Consider the following 18,975-nt stretch of genomic DNA (forward strand, 5'->3'; position numbering starts at 1 on the left):
CTCACGTCACGACACACTCACCCCAACGTCGAAAAGGCTGAACGCGAACGAAGGTGTTACGGGGCTGTTGCAGCCACCCCAATTCCCTGAACACCAGCGTTAAGAACACTTCACTCAACACTTTTCTTTGTTACCGGGGACAAGCGCACACGTAACTGCTCCGGAACCGGTCTGAGTTGAACTATAAGTGCCGGATTTCGGAGCTAGCCGAGTACGCATTGCCGTGCGCGGTCGCGAGCACAGAATGGGCATCCGCCGTGCGGAAGAGTCATCGCCCGCGGCACTGCCGCCATCCCCATCCCATTCGTCCTCGCCACCGGGCACTGAGGCCATAGAAGGCGCCCGACACGTGGCACTGCTCTCTCATGCGCGGGCCCGGTGTCGGCTGAGCCACGGACCATCCCTAGTTCGATGACTCTCGAAACTCGCTTAGGTGAAAGCAATGTCGAATTCTTCAACAAGCGGCTCGCAGCGCCTCGCCACGGGGTTCGCAGCGATGATCTTTGCGCTCTCGTTCCTGATCCCCGTGCTATTCACAGCGGCGCCAGCGTCTGCGCACGCCCACTTGGTCAAGAGCCTTCCGCGGGCCGGCGCCGTGCTCGCCGCCGGCCCGTCCGAGGTGGTGCTCACTTTCGACCAGCCGGTCCAAGCCTTTCCCGGCGCAAACGGCATAGTGGTGACCGGACCACAGAGCAGCCACTGGGCGTGTGGTCGTGCTCGCATCAACGGGGACACCCTGACCGCCTCGATGAGTGATGTGGGGCCTCCGGGCAACTACGAGATCCACTACCGGGTGCTCGGAGCGGACGGTCATCCGATCACGGGGTCGGTGCCGATCAACATCCGGCCGTCGGCGTCCACCGCGTCCACCGCGTCCACCGTTCCCGCCGTTTCCACGGCGTCCGCGGCCTCCGCGATGACGGCGTTCGACGTGGATCAGCCACGTGGTTTGGCAGCGATGCCCACGTGGTTGTGGATCGCGCTGCTGACCGTGATCGCGGTGTGCGTCGGGGCTGCCGGTCGCCGGACCGTACGCCGAACGGATGCGACATGAACGACCGCGTCCGGCTCCTACAGGTCTCGGTGATTGTCGGCGCGAGTCTCGTTGTGCTTGCCTTCGGGATCCTGGTCACGCTGCCCAAGCCAGTGGTCGGCATTCCCGAGCCGTCGGTGGTGGTGCGCACCGGGATCCCGCTGCTCCGCTGGATCGCCAACGTGTGCGCGATCGGAGCCGTGGGCTCCGTGTTGGTGCTGGTACTTCTGGGTGAGGCTGGTCGTGACCGTGCTCCTGCCCTGGCGCGGCGTACGTCAACGGCGGCAGCGTGGACCGCAGCGGTCTGGGCGGTCGCGGCGCTGCTTGGTCTCTGGTTCAACGCGGCGGAGATCTCGCTCCGCCAGCTACGGCTGCCGGTCGGCGGCGTGCTCGGCTACGGCGGAAACGTCAGCCTGGGTCTCGCACTGCTGATCAGCGTCGGGTCGGCAGGAGCGTTGACCGCCTATTCGGTTGCCCGCCTGCGGCGGCCGTCGCTGCCGCCGGACGTGGGCTTTCTGATCGCACTTTCGGGCCTCACGGCCGTGTCGATGAGCGGGCATCCTTCGCAGGGTGAGCCGGCGTTGCTGCTGATGACGGCCAGCGCCTTCCACGTGACCGGAGCGGCACTCTGGGTGGGCGGACTGGCGATCACCGCTCTGATCGTCGGCGCCGACCGGCGGTCGCTGGCCATCGTTCTACCCCGGTTCTCGAGGGTCGCCGAGGCGAGCTTCGTGCTGGTGGGGATCAGCGGCCTGTTGTTGGCCACGACCCGGCTGACCGGCGACGTGACGCCGTCCCTCGGAGAGGCGGTCGACGCATTGACACAGACCGGTGCCGGCTGGCTGGTCATGGGCAAGCTCGCCTGTATGGCCCTGCTGGGCTGCTCAGGGGCGTACATCCGTACTGCCGTCGTCGACCGCGTGGCGCGCCAGCAGCCCACGCCACTGACCGTGTGGGCCGGACTCGAGCTCGCCGTGATGGCGGTGGCGGTCTCGCTGGCCACGGCGCTCGGGCGTCCGCTCTGATGTGCGATGACCCCTTGTCAAGGGCAGGGTGACACGCCGCCGAGGCTTTGACGGCTTCGCTGGCGCCTCACGCAGCGCCCACGCGGGCACGGCGCCGCCTCAGCGCACCCACGGTGCCGTCGAGGACGACGAAGGCGACGAGGGTGACGCCGAAGACCGGCATCGCCCAGCCCAGAGCACCGGCCGCGAGAATCACCAGGACCAGCATCGGCACCGACAGGGTGCGCCACACCGGCGCCGGGAGGGTACGCCCGGACCGACTGGGGCGACGCTGCCACCACATCCGATACCCCAGGCCCAGGAGCACGAGCGACCCCACGGCCAGCAGGGCCAGCGCAAGCTGGTTGGCCAGCCCGAACAGGGTGCCGCCGTGGGCAGCGATACCGATGCTGGTGAGCTTGGCCATCAGCGGGTAGTCCTCCCAGCCCAGGCGGGCAGTGACCTGCTCGGTGTAGGGATCGATGACGACGGAGGTCTTGCGGATCGGCAGCCCGTCGGAGGACTCCTTGACGACGAAGGGCTCTTCGGCGGTGTGCGGCGGGACGAGCGTGAGCTCACCCTGCAGACCTTCCGACCTGGCCACCTCGACAGCACGGTCGAAACCGATCGGCTCGGCACCGTCCGCGGGCGTCACCTCCGGCATGGAGAGCCAGGGGGTCTTGCCGTTGAGGGCCGTGATCGCGGCGTCGACGCGGCCACCGGCGTAGTTCGACCAGGTCAGGCCGGTGATGCTGATGCCGAGCAGTCCGACCGCCAGCCAGAGACCCAGGACCCCGTGCCAGGACCGATCGCGTCCACGTCCCCTCGCGGTGAAGGACGGCACCAGCACGGTCCGCAGCGATCGGCCACGGGCGCGTCTGCCGAGCCACAGCACCAGGCCACCGAGCACGATGAAGGGCAGCCAGCTGGCAACGAACTCGGAGTAGAGCCGACCGACGTCACCCAGGTGCAGGTTGCCGTGGAACTCGCGCAGCCACACCTGCGCCGGTGGCCGGTTGTCCACGGTGACCAGTTCCCCGTTGACGCCACCGGTGTACGGATCGACGTACACGGTCAGCGACTCCGAGGAGAAGTCGCTCCCGGTCTCGTTCAGGCCTTCGATGCCCCCGAGCACCACCTCGGTGGTTCGGTCGGGTTCGTCCGCCGGAACGACCGACGTGACGTACGCGTCAGGATGGACGGCGAGGGCGGCCTCGACCTGCTCCGACAGCGGTCGCGGGCTTCCGGTCTGCGCCTCGACATACAGTTTGTCGCCGTACAGCACATCGTTGATCTGGGGGCTGAAGGCATAGGCCAGGCCGGTCAACGCCAACACCGCGAGGAACGGCGCGACCAGAAGGCCCGCCGTGAAGTGCACACGTCGAGCGAGCAACCACAGCAGGGCGCCGGAACGCTTTCGATCGGGCGTGCCGACACCAGCCCGAGGCGGTGAGGGTTCGGCGGGGATCGTGGTCATGCCAGCTCCCGCTTGCACGCCGCGCCGGCGCCGACCACCCGGATCTTCCTTCCGGCGCCGTCCTGGTGAACGTAGGTAAGACTGGGCATGGCCTCTCCTTCTTTACTTTTCACCTCCCTCCACCCCATTGGTTGTGGATGTTTCAGAGGCTTGTTTTGGATGTTTCAGGGCTTCACAGAAGCGCTATTCGGGGTCAGATAGCCAGTAGGCCGACCAGGTATGTCTGCTTCGTCGCTGTAACGTAACGCGACAGTAAAAAGAGCTCGCCGGCATCCAATACTCCCTTTTCGGACAGCTCGTTCCAGCCCAGCATTAGCTGTCCCAAATAAGCACCCGGGGGTATTATCGAAGCGAAACCACCCGGGGTATCATCGAGAACAACAGGCCCGATTTTCGCCTCATCACTTTCCGGTTCTAATGCCGCTCGTGAGGCTGTGAGGTCCCATTAACGATTAGATTTCGCCCAGGGTTCTGGGGCCTTAATGCGCACAGGATTTAGTGGATCGCACTCCTCGGAATCCCCAAATCTTCACCTTGGAGCCCAAATCAATGCGCGAAAAGGAGATGCATTCTCTATGTCTGAATTAGCTCCCCAAGGCTTCTTGGGGCCCAAGAAGCGACGACGACGGCTCGGTGCAGTGGCCGTGGCGGCGGCCTCGGCGATCACAGCGGCGAGCCTGACCACGATGCCGGCGGTGGGCCAGCAGCCGATCGGGGTGGGCCCGCTCCCCATCACCTTCGACCTGACCGATGAGAACGGAGGATGGTTCGACGCCGGTCTCAACCTCTTCGGCAGCAAGTCCCTCGCGGTCGGCGTGCTCCCCCGGGTCGGCGTACCTGCCGGCGGCCTGCCCTCTGTCGGTGGCCCGGTGCTGCCGGCTGACGGGTCGTTGGTGGAGAACCTCCTCGGCGGGCTCGGCGCCACCGGCGGGGCGGGGGCCCCGACCGATCCGCTGGCCCTCGACACGACCCTGGCCACCGTGAAGGGCATCGGGAAGTCCTCGCCGGAGGCGGCTTCCAAGGCCGCCGAGGCCGAGAAGCTGATCGGCCAGCTCGAGGCGACCGTCGCCGACATGCCGGCGGACGAGCCGGTCGACCTGGCCTCGCTGCCGGTCGGCGTGGACCTGGCGGGTGTCCTGGACTCCCTCCAGGAGTTCGCGGTCGAAGGGCCTCCGGTCACCGTCACGTTCAACGTGGACCCGGCCAAGTCGCAGGGAATCCGCAACCCGATCGGGCTGATCGCCCCGGAGGGGGCGGACGAGTTCCCGTACATGGATGCCAAGGGCGCCTTCTTCGGCGAGAAGACGATCCAGCTCACCGAGCCGGGGCTGTACGCCTTCACCGACTCGGTCGCGCCGTACATGCTCGGCGCGGTCGTGGTCGACGACCCGCTCACGTTGGGTCTCGACTTCGGCGAGAAGCTGGTGGTCAACGGCAAGCCCGAGGCCGTTCCGTCGAACGCCGACATCATCCAGCGGCTGGTGAACGCCTTCTTCACCATCACCAACCCGAACAACTGGCAGCAGTTCAGCAGCACCAAGGAGGTGTCCTGGAACCCGGTCCAGCCGCCCGCCCCGATCTTGCAGTACGACGCAGACGGCAAGCCGGTGCTGATCCCGAACCTGGACGCGTACTACGACCAGAAGTTCGACTACCCGAGGAAGCTGCCGGCGCTGAAGAAGCCGACCACCCCTGGCGTGGGTGAGGTCTGGATGGCCACTCAGATGGAGGACTACGCAGGGAAGGAGAAGCACGGCTCCATCACGAAGATCGACGTGGAGAACTGGACGATCGATCGGAAGATCGCGGCCCCCGAGATCAACATGAACAACGTCCACAACATGTGGTCGGACAAGAACTACAAGTACGTGTACGGGAACGAGTGGTTCGACAACGAGACCGACGTGTTCGACCGGGAGACCGGCAAGTTCGTGCGGAGCCTCGAGGTCGGGCCCAACCCGGCGCACGTCATGACCCGTCCGGGCAACGACAACCTCACGATCGGCATCAACGCCGGGACGGACATCGTCGAGGCGGCACCAGGCGCCACGAAGGTCGTCAAGCGCATCCACGCCGACCCGGACAGCGGCATGACCCCGCACCCGCACGCGCACTGGACCAGCCATGACGGCAAGACGGTCGTCGCGCCGAACACGATGACCGAGGAGGCCGTCATCGCCGACCTGGACTCGGGGACCGTCAGGCACGAGCCGGTCGGGGCGTTCCCGATCGCCACGTCTATGACGCCGGACTCGAAGAAGGCGTACCTGTCCAACTTCCTGGGCATGAGCGTCTCGTGCGTGTCGCTGAAGGAGGACGCGTGTGCGACCCCCGACGGCGGTGTGGCCAAGAACTCCACGATCGACCTGTGGGAGAACTACGACCCACAGACCGGTCCTGAGAAGGGCAAGTCGTGGGGCGGACTGACCATCCAGCTCCCGGTGAGCCCGGACGGTAAGGCGCTGCTGGCGGTGAACACCCTGTCCCAGACGGTCAACGTGATCGACCCGAAGACACACAAGTTGATCAAGGATCTGCCGTGCAACGCCGGTTGCCACGGCGCCAACTTCGGCGCCAAGGAGGGTGGCGGCTACTACGCCTACGTCTCCAACAAGTTCTCCAACGCCATGCAGGTCATCGATGTCGACCCGAACAACGATGGCGACATCTCGGATGCCGCCATCGCCGGCCAGCTGCCGCTGGGCCCGACGTCGGACACCAAGATGGACGACGAGCTCGTCGCCCACCCCGGTGTGGGCGGACAGGGCGTCCTGGCCCTCCCGCTGGTCTACAACGGCTGGTCACAGGAGATCCCGGCGGCCTGGCGAAAGGGTCTGACCTGCGAGCAGATCAACCCGATCGACAAGTCGGCCTGCTGATCACCATCTGACACCACCGACGGTCCGGGGCTGTGCAGCGCAGCCCAGCCCCGGACCGTCTCCACCCGGGGCCTGGCACTTCGTCCAGGTTCCGACTCATGCAGGAGGCTGGCCGATGACGGCGCAGAAGATTCGCCCACAGGCTGTCACGACCCCGCCGCGCCCCGGGCTCCGTCGGCGCGTGATCGGGCTAATTGTGTTGGTTGCGGTCTGCTGGGGAGTGTTGCTCACGGTGTTGCCGTCGCCAACCGGTGACCCGGTGCTGGTCTCGTTGAGCCCGAAGGACGGCGAGACGGTCAGGTCCCCCGACGAGGTCCGGATCACGTTCGACCGGCCGGTCCCCGCGGAGCTCGCGACGGTCCAGATGACGGATCCCGCAGGCGAACGCATCGTGTCGACCCGGCCGTACAACCCGCCGGGTGCCGACGACACCATTGCCGTGCCGATGCCGAAGACCCGCTACGAGGGGATTTACTCGGTCGTCTGGTCGGTGCCGTCCAGTGCCCTCGAACCGATGGTCGGGTCGTCGACATTCTCGGTGTTCTCCGCGGCGAGGCTCACCGCGGTCCCAGGGCTCGTCGTCGACCGCGACCCGGTCGTCGTCACGGTCTACACAGTCGCGGGAGCCCTCGCGACAGCCGCCCTGGTGCTCGGTGTCGGGACCGTGTTCGTGCTCGGGGTCGCCTGGCCCGACGGCGCCCGCCGCTCGGGAACGCGCCGTCTGCTTCGGTACACCTGGGTGACCATCGTGCTGGCGACGCTCGTGTCCCTGCTCTCGTTCGGCGGTTACGCCGCCCGGACCTCGCTCGGTGACGCGTTCGATCCGGCGCTCCTCGCCGGGACGGTCAAGTCGGACATCGGGGCGGCTCTCATGGCCAGGCTGCTCATCCTGGTGCCGGTCACACTCGGCTTCTGGCAGCTCCTGCGGAGCGCGCCCGCCCGGACCTCGGTCGAGCGCTGGACGACTGCGGCCACGGTGCTCGGCGCCGCCTCGGCGTTGGCGGCCACCTGGGTCTTCGCCCGCCCGAACGCACCGGAGGGACCGGGGCCGCTCACCGTGACTGCGGGCACCGCGCTCCTACTCGCGGCTGCGGTCGTCGTCGGCGCCGCGGTGATGCAGTGGACGACCCTGCGTCGAGCCGGTGGACAGGCGACGCCCGCCAAGCGGCTGCTTGCCCGGATCATGCCGGTGGCCGGTGCGGCGATGCTGCTCGCGACGACAGCGGCCGACGGCTGGCGTCTGATCGCGTACGGCGCGCTGGCGGTGGTGATCTTCGGCACGGAGGTGGCACTTCTGATCCGGGAGCGGCGGCGCAGACCCGATCCCGAGAAAGGCAACGGTCGGCGGGACAAGCCCGCTCGCCGGCGGCTGCAGGACGTAGCCGCGGTGTCGGCCTCGGCCACCGTCGTGGCGCTCGCAGCGCTCCCCGGTTCGGCCCTCCCCGGTTAGGAAGCGGCTCACACGAGAGGTACCCATGCCTACGCACCACCGCCCTCTCGGGCGATTCAGCACCACCATCGCGGCAACGTTCACGCTCGTCCTCGCGCTCGCCGCGTGCGGAAGCGCCCACCATGACACCGCCCCATCGGCCGAGTCGACCGACACAACGTCCTCCGCGACCCCGTCGGTCACCACATCGCCAGCAACTCCGGTCAGCCCCACGACCGCGTCAACCGGTCGCGGCCCGATGCTCACGGTCACGATCGACGGAGACGAGGTGTCGCCCAATGCTGAGGAGATCGATCTCGACACCGGAGAGAGGCTTCTCGTGGAGATCGACTCCGATCGAGCCGGCGAGCTGCACGTCCACTCGGCCGCTGAGCAGCTCATCGAGTTCGCCGCGGGGACCACGAACAGCGAGATCGTCGTGAACACGCCTGGCACCGTCGAGGTCGAGGACCACGACACCACCGCCGTCGTCGCCCTCATCGAGGTGCGCTGACTTGTTCCCGCTGATCCTGCCCATGCATGGCCTGGGCGGGGGCGCCGACCTGCCCATTCCGGCCCCCTTTGCGATCGCGGGCGGCACCGCCGCCCTCGCGCTGTCCTTCCTCGTTCTGCTCGTGGCGTGGCGTACACCTCGGTTCGCGACGGCCGGCGGCGAACGAGCTGTCCCACTGGGCCTCGCAGCGTTCCTGGACAGTCGCGGCTGGACGATGAGCCTCCGCACACTCGGGATGACGTTCTTCTGCTTCATGCTCTGGCCCGCGCTGTTCGGGCCGGACCAGCTGAACAACCCCACCTTCGGCGTGGTCTACGTCTGGCTCTGGGTCGGTATCGTCCCGGCTTCGCTGCTGTTCGGCCGCTTCTACCGTGCCGTCAGCCCGGCCCGCACCCTTCACCTGATCCTCGCGAAGGTCGCGGGACGACCACCTGGCGAAGGCATTCGCCGATATCCGGCCCGCCTGGGGTACTGGCCCGCAGCAATCGGTCTGTTCGCCTTCGTCTGGCTCGAGCTCGTCTCACCCCAAGCGACCTACCTGGGCTCGGTTCGCGCGTGGTTCGCGTGCTACCTGGCGGCGATGTTGCTCGGCGGCGCGGTCTTCGGCGAACGATGGCTCGAGCGGGCCGACCCTTTCGAGGTCTACTCCACCCTCCTGGCCCACCTCTCACCATGGGCACGCAACGACGAAGGCGACCTCGTCTGGATCAGTCCGCTGCGGCACATCGCCCGTGTGCCGGGCGAAGCAGGACTGGTGGCCACGGTCGCCGTCCTCCTCGCAAGCACCGCGTACGACAGCTGGCGCGAGAGCGTGACCTGGATCCGGTTCGTCCAGTCCAGTGGCATCGATCAGACCGTGTTGGGAACGGCCGGGCTCCTGACGGCGGTCACCGTCGTCGGAGTCGTCTTCGTGGCGGCGTCGATGGCAACGGGGGCCGATGAGAGCGTCGATCGCCGGCAGCTCCCGCGTCAGCTCGCTCACTCCATCGTCCCGATCGTCGTCGGCTACATGGTGGCGCACTACCTGAGCTTCTTCGTACAGGTCGGCTCACAGACTCTGATCCAGATCAGCGATCCCGTCGGAACCGGGGCAAATCTGTTTGGGACCGGGGACTGGGAGGTCAACTACTGGTTCTCCCAGCATGCGGCCTTCCTGGCCACCACCAAGGTGGTCGCCATCGTGACCGGGCACGTCCTGGGCGTCATCGCCGCTCACGACCGCGCCCTGGAGATCCTCCCCCGGCGCCATCAGGTCGCCGGCCAGCTGCCGCTACTCGTCGCGATGGTGCTCTACACCTACATGGGCCTCTACCTGCTGTTCGGAGCCTGACACGTCCGCCGACAGCTCACCGCGCCGGCGGGCGCCGTCCGCGTCAGGGCTCAGCGGACCAGGTCGTCGATGCACCGGTTCCAGGCCACCAGGTCGAGCCGACTCACACCGCTCGCCGTGCACCGGGTGATCGCCTGGGTCAGCGTCAAGACCTGATCGACAGGTTCGCCGACAGGGGCTGGAAGTGGCTCGGTGACCTTCTCGAGAATCCCCTCGCCCTCGTCCTGCCCCTGCTCGGGCGGCGAAGACGGCTCCGGAGCAGGTGACTCGGGTGGGGTCTCAGGCTCGTCTTCCGTGCCTCCCTGACCACCACGATCCTGGTTCGGAGCGGAGCCCGGGCGAACCGTGGCGCCGTCGTCACCCCGCGGGAACCGCCCTGTGTTCGGCGCCCCGTTCTCGCCGGTCGCAGCAGCGTCAGCCCGTTGATAGGAGCCCGACATGGAGGTCGCCGGCCCGATGTGGTCGGGAACGGCGGCGTAGTCACCCTTCAGGTACGCCACTCGTGTCCGCAGCACCTGGTCGGCGTAGGACCGCGACCGGTTGTAGCGGAGGAGCGCTTCGTAGCGGCCGGCCTCGCTACCGAGGTCATCGGACCCCGAGCACAGGTACACCGCTGCCGCGAGCACGGCGTCATTGATGTTCTGCGGGTTCCTCTGGCCGTCGCCGTCGGCGTCGACGCCGACGGCCGACCAGGTGCCGGGAATGAACTGCATCGGACCGACAGCACGATCCCAGATCTTGTCTCGGTCGTACTGCCCGGCGTCGGTGTCCTCGATCGCCTGGGTGTCGTTCGTACCGTCAAGAGGGACGCCATAGATGCCTGGACGGGAAACGCCGTCGGCGCCCAGTGTGTTGCCGCCGAAGCGGCCGTGGTCCGACTCCACGTGGCCCACGGCCCCGAGCAGCTGCCAGTCGATGTTGCACGCCGCGTCGGCAGCGTTGATGACGGTCTCAGCGCGCTGGTACGCGGCAAGCGCAGGTCTCGGGATGCCACCTGCTGGAGCGGCCGATGCAACCTGCACACCACGCTTCTGCGGCACGTCGGCCCCGACGACCGCGGGTTGGGAGTAGCTCGCCGGTGCCTGCGGCGCCTCCACCGGCACCGAGATGCGGCTGGATGGCGCGGCGCCCAGCCCGTTTGCGCTGGCGACCGCGTATGGACTCATCAGGTGCGCGGTCCATACGAACGACAGGACAATCAGGTCGACGTGTGCGACAACGCGCCGCTTCGTGCTCGACGTCGGCGTCTCGGCACTATCCGTGGCAGACATGGCACCCCCCGTAGGGTCTCCAGTTGTTGGTGCTGGTGGCGAGGGTCGCACCGTTGCGCCCGACGAGAGAAGTGGGTCCTACGAAGGGGCCACATCCGTCGGTGGCTCTGACACGAGCGGGGCAACGGGAGGCGCCTGACCTCTTGCCCGTCAATCCTCGGCGAGCCCGGTCGCACCTACAACCACGGCGGCGTAAACATGCAGGACTCCTAGGTCTCACAACCTCACTGCATGTCCGGACGCACGATCCGTTCGTCGGGGATGACGGCGACGCCGAGGATCTCGATCATCGCCTCGGGCTGCCACAGCGCGGTCGTCCCGATCCCGGCCATCGCCGGGTAGACCGGCCCGGCCAGCTCGCGCCAGACGGCACCGATCTCCTTGCCGTGCGCCTGGTAGTCGGGGATGTCGGTCAGGAAGATGGTGATCGACACCAGGTCCTCGGGGATGCCGCCCGCCTCCCGCAGCGTGGTCAGTACGTTGCCGAACGCCTGTCGAAATTGCTCGACGATCCCTCCGGGAACGATCCGCATGTTCTCGTCCAGCGCGGTCTGGCCGCCGAGGTGGAGCGTGTTTCCGCTGAGCGTGCCGTGCGAGTAGCCGCTCGGCGCAGGCAGTGCCGCGGGGTTGACCGGTACGGGCGTGAGGTCCGTGTTCATGGTTCGACGGTAGGGCATCTATTGACATCTCTACAACGTTCGTGCAGAAAATGAAACACATCCTGAAGCGCACAGACAGGACACCCCCATGGACCCCAATCCCGCCAACTTCGTGCTCGAGGGCGACAACACCGCGTACGCCTCCGAGAACGGTCTCGTCGTCCCGGTCGTGACCCGCGCCGGCTTCGAGCCCGACCTGACCGGGCAGAGCGAGGGCGCGACCCGGATCAGCGGCGTGAGCATCCAGCACACGCCCGCGACGAAGCTGTGGTTCGGCAAGGTGCACAACCTCGCCGGCTACCGCTCCGTCCCCCATCACCACGGCGAGGCCGAGACCGGCGGCTACGTGCTGTCGGGCCGGGCCCGGATCTACTTCGGCGAGAGGTTCGAGGACTACATCGACATGTCCGAGGGCGACTGGGTGTTCGTGCCGCCGTTCATGCCGCACGTCGAGTGCAACCTCGACCGCAACCATCCGCTGACCTGGATGACCACGCGCACGCCCGAGAACATCGTGGTCAACCTGCCCCAGGTCGACGACGCCGACCTCCGCGACTGGGCGGACCGTCCATGACCGCCGCCACCTCTGAGACATTCACCGACGCCGTCACCCTCAAGGAGTGCACGGCGGAAGTCTTCGACCTCGCCTTCACCGCGACCACCCAGCCGTGCCCGTGGCCGAAGGCGTACGGCGGCGACATGGTCGCCCAGGCGCTGGTCGCCGCCTCCCGGTCGGTGACCGACGGGAAGGCGATGCACTCGATGCACTCCTACTTCATGCGCCCCGTCGACATCGGCGCGGAGGTCCGCTACGAGGTCGAGGTGCTGCGCGACGGCCGCGGCTACAGCACCCGCCAGGTTCGCGGCTTCCAGAACGGGAAGCCGGTCTACGTGTGCCTGGCGAGCTTCGCCGCCGGCGAGCCGAGCGGCAGCTTCCAGGTCACGATGCCGGCCGACGTACCCGGTCCGGAGACCGTGCCGACCTCCGCGGCCTACCTCGCCGACCGCACCGGCGGCACGATGACCGAGACTTCCAAGGCGTACTGGTCCGGCGGGCGCAGCTTCGACATGCGACACGTCCCGGGGCCGGTCTATCTGACCGTCGAGGGCGAACGGTCGCCGCACCAGGCCATCTGGGTGAAGCCGTACGACGCCCTCCGCCCGGTCGAAGGGCTGACCGACGAGCAGCGCGACGCCGCGGCCCTCGCCTACGTCTGTGACTACACGATCCTCGAGCCCGCCCTGCGGGTGCTCGGTCTGGCCTGGGCCGACGAGGGCCTGGTGACCGCGAGCCTCGACCATGCGATGTGGTTCCACCGCCCCGTCGCGATGGACGACTGGCTGCTCTACGCCCAGGACGCCGTCTCGCTCGAGGACGGCCGTGGCACCGGGATCGGCCGGTTCTTCACCACCGACGGCGTGCACGTCGCGACCGTCGTCCAGGAGGGCATGATCCGCGCGGCAGGGGCCGCGTCATGACCGAGCTGAGCCCGAGCGGCTACCAGGACACCTTCGCCCGCGACCACCTCCCGCCGGCCGAGCAGTGGCCGACGCTCGAGTTCACCACCCCGCTCCTGGACTACCCCGAGCGCCTCAACGCGGCCACCGAGCTGATCGACGCGACCATCGCGACCCACGGACCTGAACGCCCTGCCCTGCGCACCCCGGACGGCACGGTCTGGACCTACGGCGAGCTGCTCACCCGCGCGAACCAGATCGCCCACGTGCTGGTCGACGACCTCAGTCTGGTCAGCGGCAACCGGGTGCTGCTGCGCTCCCCGAACAACCCGTGGACGGTGGCCGCCTGGCTCGGCGTGCTCAAGGCCGGCGGGATCGTGGTGACCACGATGGCGGCGCTCCGGGCGACCGAGCTCGGGCCGATCGTCGCGAAGACCCGGCCCGCGGTCGCGCTCGTCGACCACCGGTTCATCGACGACGTCCACGCGGTCCGGGACACCGTCGCACCCGACCTGACCGTCGTGACCTACGGCGGCGCGGCCGAGGATGACCTGACCCGCCGCATCCTGACCAAGCCCGGTGATTTCACCGCCGTCGACACCGCGGCCGACGACGTCGCGCTGTTCGGGCCGACCTCGGGCACCACCGGCGTCCCGAAGATCACCACCCACTTCCACCGCGACATCCTCTCCATCGACAACACCTTCGGGCGGGCGACCCTGCGACTGGAACCCACCGACGTGGTCGCGTGCACGGCACCGTTCGCGTTCACCTTCGGCCTCGGCATGCTGGTCGTCTTCACCCTTCGGGCGGGGGCCTGCGCGCTGCTCACCGAGGCCGCCTCACCCGTTCAGCTCGCCGACCTCATCGCCGAGCACGGTGTCACCGCGCTCGCGACCGCCCCGACGGCGTACAAGCAGATCCTCAAGTCCGGAAAGATCGGGCAGCTCTCCGGACTGCGCGTCGCGGTCACCGCGGGCGAGCACATGCCCCAGGTGACCTGGGAGGACCTCGAGCGCGAGCTCGGGCTCCGGGTCATCGACGGCATCGGCGCCACCGAGATGCTGCACATCTTCATCTCCGCCGCCGGCGACGAGATCCGCCCCGGTGCCACCGGCAAGCCGGTGCCCGGCTACCGAGCCACCGTCCTCGACGCCGGGGGCAACGAGGTCGGCCCCGGGGTCGAAGGACGCCTTGCGGTGATCGGCCCGGTCGGCTGCCGCTACCTCGACGACGAGCGCCAGCGCGGCTACGTCGTCGACGGCTGGAACGTCACCGGCGACACCTTCGTCCGCGACGAGGACGGCTACTACTGGTACCGCTCCCGCACCGACAACATGATCGTCTCCTCCGGCTACAACATCGCCGGACCCGAGGTCGAGGAGGCCCTGGGCACCCACCCCGACGTGGTGGAGGCCGGCGTCGTCGGCGGACCCGACGCGGACCGTGGTGCGATCGTGTGCGCCTTCGTGGTGCTCCGCGAGGGCGTCGACGGCGATGCCGCCAAGGCCGAGGAGATCCAGCAGTACGTCAAGGGGCGGCTCGCTCCCTACAAGTACCCGCGCCACGTCCGGTTCGTCACGTCCCTGCCACGCAACACCAGCGGGAAGCTGCAGCACTTCAAGCTGCGCCAGATCATCGCCTCGGAGACCGGGACATGAGGGCTGGAACATGAGAATCGCGATCGTCGGCGGCGGGCCCGGCGGGCTCTACTTCGCCACCCTGATGAAGACCCTCGACCCGAGCCACGAGATCACGGTCTGGGAGCGCAACGCCCCCGACGACACCTTCGGCTTCGGCGTGGTCTTCTCCGACGAGACCCTCGGCAGCATCGAGGGCGCCGACCAGGTCGTGCATGACCGGATGGAGGAGCTGTTCGCCCGCTGGACCGACATCGACGTCGGCCTCACCGACCGGCAGGGCGCGCGCCACTCCTTCACCGTCGGTGGGCAGGGGTTCGCGGCGATGTCGCGCAAGGACCTGCTCCAGATCCTGCAGGAGCGGGTCGCCGAGCTGGGCGTGACCGTCCACTTCCGCACCGCAGCCCCCGACCCCGATGAGCTGCGGGCCTCGTACGACCTGGTGCTGGCCGCGGACGGCGTCAACTCGGCCGTCCGGACCAAGTACGCCGACCGGTTCGGCCCCAGCCTGGACCGGCGGCGGAACAAGTACATCTGGTTCGGCACCGACCTGGTCTTCGAGGCCTTCCAGTTCTTCGTCAAACAGACGGAGTGGGGCACGATGCAGATCCACGGCTACCCGTTCTCCGACCGCGGCTCGACGTTCATCGTGGAGATGCGCGAGGAGGTCTGGCGCCGCGCCGGCCTGGACCGCACCGAGGACCAGGTCCTCACGCCGGGCGCCTCCGATGCGTACGCCGTCGAGCGGATCGCCGAGATCTTCGCCGACGAGCTCCGCGGCCACACGATCCTGACCAACAACTCGCGGTGGATCAGCTTCCAGACCGTACGCAACGAGCACTGGTTCGACGGCAATGTGGTGCTCCTCGGCGATGCCGCCCACACCGCCCACTTCTCGATCGGCTCGGGCACCAAGCTGGCCATGGAGGACGCGCTCGCGCTCGCCGCCTGCTTGCACGAGCACGCCTCCCTCGACGAGGCGCTCGAGGCGTACCAGACCGAGCGGAAGCCGGTGGTCGAGTCGACCCAGCGCGCGGCCCAGGCCTCGCTGGAGTGGTTCGAGAACATCGACATGTACGCCGACCAGGACCCCGCGAAGTTCGTCTTCAACCTGCTGACCCGTTCCCGCCGGATCACCTTCGAGAACCTGAAGGAGCGCGACGCCGAGTTCGCGCGCCGGATGGAGGCGGAGTTCGCCCGCCACCAGGGCGCGCCCACCGTTGCGCCGGCGATGTTCCAGCCGGTCCGGATCGGCGAGCTGGAGCTGAAGAACCGGATCATGCTCTCGCCGATGGACATGTACTCGGCTGTGGATGGCGTCCCCGACGAGTTCCACCTGGTCCACCTCGGCTCGAAGGCGCTCGGTGGAGCCGGCCTGGTGATGACCGAGATGACCTGCGTCTCCCCCGAGGGCCGGATCACGCCCGGCTGCCCGGGCATCTGGACCGACGACCAGGGCACCCACTGGCGGCGGGTCACCGACTTCGTGCACCGCCACTCCACCGCCAAGATCGGCATGCAGCTGGGCCACTCGGGCCGCAAGGGCTCGACGAAGCTGATGTGGGAGGGGATGGACGAGCCGCTCGAGGATGGCAACTGGGAGGTGATCGGGCCCTCCCCGCTCCCCTACGGCGACGGCTGCCACGTCCCGCGCGAGGCGACGCGATCCGACCTGGACACGGTGGTCGCAGACTTCGTCGCCGCCGCCCGGCGCGCGGTCGAGGCCGGCTTCGACCTGATCGAGATCCACGCAGCGCACGGCTACCTGCTCAGTTCGTTCCTCTCGCCTCTCGCCAACCACCGCGACGACGAGTACGGCGGGCCGCTCGTCAACCGCCTCCGGTTCCCCTTGGAGGTCTTCGACGCGGTCCGTACGACGGTGCCGGCCCACATCCCGGTGACGGTCCGGATCTCCGCGACCGACTGGATGCCCGACGGCAACACCGACGAGGATGCGGTGGAGATCGCCCGCGCGTTCGTCGAGCACGGCGCGGCCGCCATCGACGTCTCCTCCGGCCAGGTCAGCAAGGACGAGAAGCCGGCCTTCGGCCGCTCCTACCAGACCCCGTTCGCCGACAAGATCCGCCACCGTGTCGCCGAACCGGCCGGGGCCATCGTGATCGCGGTGGGTGCCATCTCGTCCTACGACGACGTCAACTCGATCCTGCTCGCGGGCCGTGCCGACCTCTGCGCTCTCGGCCGCACGCACCTGTTCGACCCCAGCTGGACGCTGCACGCCGCCGCCGAGCAGGATTACCAGGGTGCGGCAGCGGACTGGCCGGTGCCGTGGGCGGCCGGCCGGCGCAAGCCACCGACGTCGCGCAGCGACAAGATCCCGCCGCGCCTGCAGCTGCTCCGGGCCGGCGAGACCGACGATGTCCACCTGAGGTGGACGCCCGGGAGGCCGGCAAAGAATCCGGCAGAATGCCGCAGGTGACCATGACGGAGGCTGCACCGGCAACACAGCAGAACCGACGATCGCGCACCACCATGGTGACCTTCCTCGGTGCTGTCGTCCGCCCGCTCGGGGACTGGATGCCGATCGCCGGCGCTGTCGACCTGCTCACCCAGGCCGGCCTGGACGCCCCCTCCGTACGCACCGCGGTCCACCGCCTCAAACGCAACGGCTGGCTCGCCTCGGAGACCCGCGACGGCACCCGCGGATACTCCCTCACCCCGACGGCGCTGACCACGCTCGCCGCCGGCGACGAGGTGATCTGGCACGCGCGCGAGCCCGCGAACCTGGCCGACGGCTGGTGCATCGTGCACTTCGGCGTACCGGAGTCGCTGCGCGCCAAGCGCCACCAGCTGCGTGCCCACCTCTCGCACCTCGGCTTCGGCAACGTCGGCACCGCGCTCTGGATCGCGCCGGCACGGATGCGCGAGGCGGCCGAGCGAGCGGTGACCGAGCTCGGGCTGGCGTCCTACGCGGCGATCTTCGTCGGTGGCTACCAGGGCACCCAGGACCTCACCGAGCTGCTCTACAACAGCTGGGACCTGGCGGCGATCGACCAGAGCTACCGCGACTTCATCACGGCCCACGGCGATCTCTCCGAGCGGATCGAGAGCGCCGCGCCATCGGGGCAGGAGGCCTTCGTGGCGTACCTCGGCATCGTCGGGCGCTGGCGCAAGCTGCCCTTCCGCGATCCGGGTCTGCCCCACGAGGTGCTCGCCCCTGACTGGAGCGCGCCCGCCGCGACCGCCCTGTTCGAACGCTTGGTGGACGTGCTCGAGAAGCCGGCGCTCGCGCATGCGAGCGCCCACTGGCCGCTCACCGTCCGGGAAGGAAGAGCATGAACACAGTCAGAAGGATCAGCGCTTTCGTGGGGCGCTGGTTCGCCTTGATCGTCCTCATCGCAGGTGCCATCGCACTGGCCACTCCCAGCACCTTCGACGGGTGGGCGGCCCAGGTGCCCCTGCTTCTGCAGATCATCATGCTCGGGATGGGCATGACGCTGCGACCCGGCGACTTCGTGATCATCGGTCGGCGGCCCTGGGCACTCCTGCTCGGCGTCGCCGCGCAGTTCACCCTGATGCCGCTGCTCGGCTGGAGCATCGCGCACCTGCTCGGCCTCTCCGCTGTGCTCACCGCCGGCATGATCCTGGTGGGCTGCGCGCCCGGCGGCACCGCCTCCAACGTCATGGTGTTCCTCGCCCGCGGCGACACGGCGCTCTCCGTGGCGATGACGTCGGTGTCGACGCTGCTCGCCCCGGTGCTGACTCCGCTGCTCGTGCTGCTGCTGATCGGTGAGGACCTCCCGGTCTCCGCGAGCGAGCTGTTCCTCTCGATCGTGAAGATCGTGCTCGTACCGGTGCTGCTCGGGCTTGTCCTCCGGCTGGTGTTTCCGCGTCTCGTCGAGCGGGTCGTCGACCTGCTCCCGCTGATCTCCGTCGCCGGCATCACCGGTGTCGTGCTGGCGGTCGTGGCCGGCAGCGCGTCCACCCTGCTCTCCGTCGGGCTCCTGGTCTTCGCCGCCGTGGTGCTGCACAACGTCGCCGGCCTGACCCTCGGGTACGCCGTCGGGCGCCTGTGCGGCATGCCGGTCTCGAGCCGCCGCGCCATCAGCATCGAGGTCGGCATGCAGAACTCCGGCCTCGCCGCCGCCCTCGCGACCGTCCACTTCTCGCCCGCGGCCGCACTGCCTGCGGCGATCTTCTCGGTCTGGCACAACGTGTCCGGCTCGACCCTGGCGAGCTACTGGTCCCGCCGCCCCATCGAGGGCGAGGACATCACCTCACGCCACGACGCATCAGGTGCCGCGATCACACCCTGAGCGGGCC

15 protein-coding genes are annotated in these 18,975 nt (G+C 68.4%); 12 read left to right on the forward strand and 3 right to left on the reverse strand.

The features are described 5' to 3' along the window. The first annotated feature begins 442 nt into the window (after nucleotides 1-442). Together OG984_RS17130 and OG984_RS17135 are read left to right on the forward strand one after the other, a co-directional pair. Complete coding sequence (locus tag OG984_RS17130) at nucleotides 443-1,054, forward strand: copper resistance CopC family protein (RefSeq protein WP_328532368.1); 612 nt, start codon at nucleotides 443-445, stop codon at nucleotides 1,052-1,054. Beyond that, a complete protein-coding gene (locus OG984_RS17135; RefSeq protein WP_328527494.1) occupies nucleotides 1,051-2,058 on the forward strand; it encodes a copper resistance D family protein in 1,008 nt (335 codons plus the stop codon). Before OG984_RS17130 ends, OG984_RS17135 begins: the two co-directional genes overlap by 4 nt. Nucleotides 2,059-2,125: 67 nt before the next feature. Here the strand turns inward: OG984_RS17135 and OG984_RS17140 are convergent, their stop codons facing one another. Next, the gene (locus tag OG984_RS17140; protein ID WP_328527495.1) at nucleotides 2,126-3,514 is read right to left on the reverse strand and encodes a PepSY-associated TM helix domain-containing protein; all 1,389 of its coding nucleotides are present in this window, start codon (nucleotides 3,512-3,514) and stop codon (nucleotides 2,126-2,128) included. A 575-nt stretch (nucleotides 3,515-4,089) separates the two neighbouring features. Between OG984_RS17140 and OG984_RS17145 the strand changes: the two genes are divergently transcribed. From OG984_RS17145 to OG984_RS17160, 4 genes are all read left to right on the forward strand, one after another. After that, on the forward strand, nucleotides 4,090-6,393 hold the full coding sequence (locus OG984_RS17145) for a YncE family protein (RefSeq protein ID WP_328527496.1): 2,304 nt from the start codon (nucleotides 4,090-4,092) through the stop codon (nucleotides 6,391-6,393). A 232-nt stretch (nucleotides 6,394-6,625) separates the two neighbouring features. Next, entirely contained in the window at nucleotides 6,626-7,843 is a 1,218-nt protein-coding gene (locus tag OG984_RS17150; protein WP_328527497.1) for a copper resistance CopC family protein, read from the forward strand. A 25-nt stretch (nucleotides 7,844-7,868) separates the two neighbouring features. Continuing rightward, the gene (locus OG984_RS17155) at nucleotides 7,869-8,336 is read left to right on the forward strand and encodes a hypothetical protein (protein ID WP_328527498.1); all 468 of its coding nucleotides are present in this window, start codon (nucleotides 7,869-7,871) and stop codon (nucleotides 8,334-8,336) included. Between the two features lies 1 nt (nucleotide 8,337). Next, nucleotides 8,338-9,666, forward strand: a complete 1,329-nt coding sequence (locus tag OG984_RS17160) for a hypothetical protein (RefSeq protein ID WP_328527499.1) — start codon at nucleotides 8,338-8,340, stop codon at nucleotides 9,664-9,666. 50 nt (nucleotides 9,667-9,716) lie between these two features. Here the strand turns inward: OG984_RS17160 and OG984_RS17165 are convergent, their stop codons facing one another. Together OG984_RS17165 and OG984_RS17170 are read right to left on the reverse strand one after the other, a co-directional pair. After that, on the reverse strand, nucleotides 9,717-10,832 hold the full coding sequence (locus OG984_RS17165; protein ID WP_328527500.1) for a lytic transglycosylase domain-containing protein: 1,116 nt from the start codon (nucleotides 10,830-10,832) through the stop codon (nucleotides 9,717-9,719). 329 nt (nucleotides 10,833-11,161) lie between these two features. Then, nucleotides 11,162-11,596, reverse strand: coding sequence for a RidA family protein (locus OG984_RS17170; protein ID WP_328527501.1), 435 nt, complete (start codon nucleotides 11,594-11,596; stop codon nucleotides 11,162-11,164). 88 nt (nucleotides 11,597-11,684) lie between these two features. Here OG984_RS17170 and OG984_RS17175 point away from each other — a divergent pair, with 88 nt between their 5' ends. The 6 genes from OG984_RS17175 to OG984_RS17200 are packed head-to-tail and all read left to right on the forward strand — an operon-like array spanning nucleotide 11,685 to nucleotide 18,968. Then, nucleotides 11,685-12,170, forward strand: a complete 486-nt coding sequence (locus OG984_RS17175) for a cupin domain-containing protein (RefSeq protein WP_328527502.1) — start codon at nucleotides 11,685-11,687, stop codon at nucleotides 12,168-12,170. Next, nucleotides 12,167-13,075: an acyl-CoA thioesterase gene (locus OG984_RS17180; protein WP_328527503.1), complete on the forward strand. Its 909-nt coding sequence runs from the start codon at nucleotides 12,167-12,169 to the stop codon at nucleotides 13,073-13,075. Before OG984_RS17175 ends, OG984_RS17180 begins: the two co-directional genes overlap by 4 nt. Further along, nucleotides 13,072-14,715 (forward strand): AMP-binding protein, encoded by a 1,644-nt coding sequence (locus OG984_RS17185; RefSeq protein ID WP_328527504.1) that lies wholly within the window; start codon nucleotides 13,072-13,074, stop codon nucleotides 14,713-14,715. Before OG984_RS17180 ends, OG984_RS17185 begins: the two co-directional genes overlap by 4 nt. A 10-nt stretch (nucleotides 14,716-14,725) precedes the next feature. Then, nucleotides 14,726-17,131: a bifunctional salicylyl-CoA 5-hydroxylase/oxidoreductase gene (locus OG984_RS17190; protein WP_328527505.1), complete on the forward strand. Its 2,406-nt coding sequence runs from the start codon at nucleotides 14,726-14,728 to the stop codon at nucleotides 17,129-17,131. A 2-nt stretch (nucleotides 17,132-17,133) separates the two neighbouring features. Continuing rightward, on the forward strand, nucleotides 17,134-17,991 hold the full coding sequence (locus OG984_RS17195; RefSeq protein WP_328532369.1) for a PaaX family transcriptional regulator: 858 nt from the start codon (nucleotides 17,134-17,136) through the stop codon (nucleotides 17,989-17,991). Beyond that, nucleotides 17,988-18,968, forward strand: coding sequence for a bile acid:sodium symporter family protein (locus tag OG984_RS17200; RefSeq protein ID WP_328527506.1), 981 nt, complete (start codon nucleotides 17,988-17,990; stop codon nucleotides 18,966-18,968). Before OG984_RS17195 ends, OG984_RS17200 begins: the two co-directional genes overlap by 4 nt. Nucleotides 18,969-18,975 lie beyond the last annotated feature (7 nt).

The sequence above is a fragment of the Nocardioides sp. NBC_00368 genome, assembly GCF_036090055.1.
GTDB lineage: Bacteria > Actinomycetota > Actinomycetes > Propionibacteriales > Nocardioidaceae > Nocardioides.

Coding starts and splice junctions, on each gene's coding strand:
- OG984_RS17130 (WP_328532368.1), top strand. CDS start 443: ATGTCGAATTCTTCAACAAGCGGCTCGCAGCGCCTCGCCACGGGGTTC.
- OG984_RS17135 (WP_328527494.1), top strand. CDS start 1,051: ATGAACGACCGCGTCCGGCTCCTACAGGTCTCGGTGATTGTCGGCGCG.
- OG984_RS17140 (WP_328527495.1), bottom strand. CDS start 3,514: ATGACCACGATCCCCGCCGAACCCTCACCGCCTCGGGCTGGTGTCGGC.
- OG984_RS17145 (WP_328527496.1), top strand. CDS start 4,090: ATGTCTGAATTAGCTCCCCAAGGCTTCTTGGGGCCCAAGAAGCGACGA.
- OG984_RS17155 (WP_328527498.1), top strand. CDS start 7,869: ATGCCTACGCACCACCGCCCTCTCGGGCGATTCAGCACCACCATCGCG.
- OG984_RS17165 (WP_328527500.1), bottom strand. CDS start 10,832: ATGAGTCCATACGCGGTCGCCAGCGCAAACGGGCTGGGCGCCGCGCCA.
- OG984_RS17170 (WP_328527501.1), bottom strand. CDS start 11,596: ATGAACACGGACCTCACGCCCGTACCGGTCAACCCCGCGGCACTGCCT.
- OG984_RS17175 (WP_328527502.1), top strand. CDS start 11,685: ATGGACCCCAATCCCGCCAACTTCGTGCTCGAGGGCGACAACACCGCG.
- OG984_RS17180 (WP_328527503.1), top strand. CDS start 12,167: ATGACCGCCGCCACCTCTGAGACATTCACCGACGCCGTCACCCTCAAG.
- OG984_RS17185 (WP_328527504.1), top strand. CDS start 13,072: ATGACCGAGCTGAGCCCGAGCGGCTACCAGGACACCTTCGCCCGCGAC.
- OG984_RS17190 (WP_328527505.1), top strand. CDS start 14,726: ATGAGAATCGCGATCGTCGGCGGCGGGCCCGGCGGGCTCTACTTCGCC.
- OG984_RS17195 (WP_328532369.1), top strand. CDS start 17,134: ATGACGGAGGCTGCACCGGCAACACAGCAGAACCGACGATCGCGCACC.
- OG984_RS17200 (WP_328527506.1), top strand. CDS start 17,988: ATGAACACAGTCAGAAGGATCAGCGCTTTCGTGGGGCGCTGGTTCGCC.